Source organism: Streptomyces sp. NPDC059037, assembly GCF_042740015.1.
Taxonomy (GTDB): Bacteria; Actinomycetota; Actinomycetes; order Streptomycetales; family Streptomycetaceae; genus Streptomyces.
Genome location: NZ_JBHYIG010000547.1, coordinates 1 through 1,047 on the forward strand (window position 1 = coordinate 1; position 1,047 = coordinate 1,047).

A 1,047-nucleotide genomic window follows, 5' to 3' on the forward strand; every position below is an offset into this window, starting at 1 on the left:
CCCCTTTCCCCCACGCCCGGTCACGCGGTGCACGGCGCGCCCTATAATTCCCAAACACCACAACCCGCCGCGGGACCGGACTTGTCATCGTCGACAAGCCGTCCGGCTTCACTTCGCATGACGTGGTCGCCAAGATGCGCGGGATCGCCAAGACCCGCCGCGTCGGCCACGCGGGCACCCTCGACCCGATGGCGACGGGTGTCCTGGTCCTCGGCGTCGAGCGGGCCACCAAGCTCCTGGGCCATCTCGCGCTGACGGAGAAGGAGTACCTCGGCACGATCCGGCTCGGCCAGAACACGGTCACGGACGACGCCGAGGGGGAGATCACCTCGTCCGCCGACGCCTCGCGGATCAGGCGGGACGCCATCGACGCGGGGATCGCCAAGCTGTCCGGCGACATCATGCAGGTGCCGTCGAAGGTCAGCGCCATCAAGATCGACGGCAAGCGGTCGTACGCGCGGGCCCGCAAGGGCGAGGACTTCGAGATCCCGGCAAGGCCCGTGAAGATCTCCTCGTTCACCGTGTACGACGTCAGGGACGCCGCCGCCGATGACGGCACCCCCGTACTCGACCTGGTCGTGTCGGTGGTCTGCTCGTCCGGGACGTACATCCGTGCCCTGGCCCGCGACCTCGGGGCGGACCTCGGGGTCGGCGGCCATCTGACGGCGCTGCGGCGCACCCGCGTCGGGCCGTACAAGCTCGACTCGGCGAAGACCATCGACCAGCTCCAGGAGGAGCTGACGGTGATGCCGGTGGCGGACGCGGCCGCCGCCGCGTTCCCGCGCTGGGACGTCGACGAGAAGCGGTCGAAGCTGCTGCTCAACGGCGTGCGGATCGAGATGCCCGGTGAGTACGCCGGTGCGGGCCCCGTTGCCGTGTTCGATCCGGAGGGCCGCTTCCTGGTCCTGGCCGAGGAGCTGAAGGGCAAGGCCAAGAGCCTGGCCGTCTTCGCCTGAGGCCCTCTCGGGCTAGGCACCTTCGAGGGGGGGGGGGGGGGGTGGCGGGGCGCGCGCGGCCGGCCGCCCCCCGGCCCCCCCGCGCCCGCGC

General features: G+C 71.5%; 1 protein-coding gene. It reads left to right on the top strand.

Annotated elements, in window-relative coordinates; translation table 11 throughout:
- The first annotated feature begins 86 nt into the window (after window positions 1–86).
- Window positions 87–956, top strand: a complete 870-nt coding sequence (gene truB, locus ACFWY6_RS45570) for a tRNA pseudouridine(55) synthase TruB (RefSeq protein ID WP_384703854.1) — start codon at window positions 87–89, stop codon at window positions 954–956.
- Window positions 957–1,047: the final 91 nt, after the last annotated feature.